This window comes from Promicromonospora panici (genome assembly GCF_900608595.1).
Lineage (GTDB): Bacteria > Actinomycetota > Actinomycetes > Actinomycetales > Cellulomonadaceae > Promicromonospora > Promicromonospora panici.
In genome coordinates, this window is record NZ_UWYY01000056.1 from 1 (window position 1) to 752 (window position 752).

1 protein-coding gene is annotated in these 752 nt (G+C 66.5%); it reads left to right on the forward strand.

Translation table 11 applies throughout. The annotated features are described in order from the left end of the window. The coding region (locus EW117_RS29255) for a nucleotide sugar dehydrogenase (protein ID WP_129790236.1) at window positions 1-752 on the forward strand (752 nt) is incomplete at both ends.

A 752-nucleotide genomic window follows, 5' to 3' on the forward strand; every position in this document is an offset into this window, starting at 1 on the left:
GAGGCGACGGTAGTGGTCAAGTCGACGGTCCCGGTGGGCTTCACCGAGCGGATGCGCGAGGAGCACGACGGCGCGGCGATCGTCTTCTCCCCGGAGTTCCTGCGCGAGGGCCGGGCGCTGTACGACAACCTGCACCCGTCGCGGATCGTGGTGGGTGACCGGTCCGAACGGGGCAAGAAGTTCGCCGACCTGCTGCTGGAGGGCGCGATCACGAAGAATGCCCCGGTGCTGCTGACCGACCCCACCGAGGCCGAGGCGATCAAGCTGTTCGCCAACACCTACCTCGCGCTGCGGGTGGCGTACTTCAACGAGCTGGACACGTACGCGGTGACCCGTGGCCTGGACACGGCGCAGATCATCGAGGGTGTGGGCCTGGATCCGCGGATCGGGTCGCACTACAACAACCCGTCCTTCGGGTACGGGGGCTACTGCCTGCCCAAGGACACGCGGCAGCTGCTGGCCAACTACGCGGACGTGCCGCAGAACCTGATCAACGCGGTGGTGGACGCGAACACCACCCGCAAGGACTTCGTGGCGGCCGATATCCTGCGCCGCAGCCCGAAGACCGTCGGTGTGTACCGGCTGGTGATGAAGTCCGGGTCGGACAACTTCCGGGACTCGAGCATCCAGGGCATCATGAAGCGCATCAAGGCCAAGGGTGTCGAGGTCATCGTGTACGAGCCGGCGCTCGAGGACGACGAGTTCTTCCGCTCGGAGGTCGTCCGCGACCTCGACGAGCTCAAGTCGCGTGC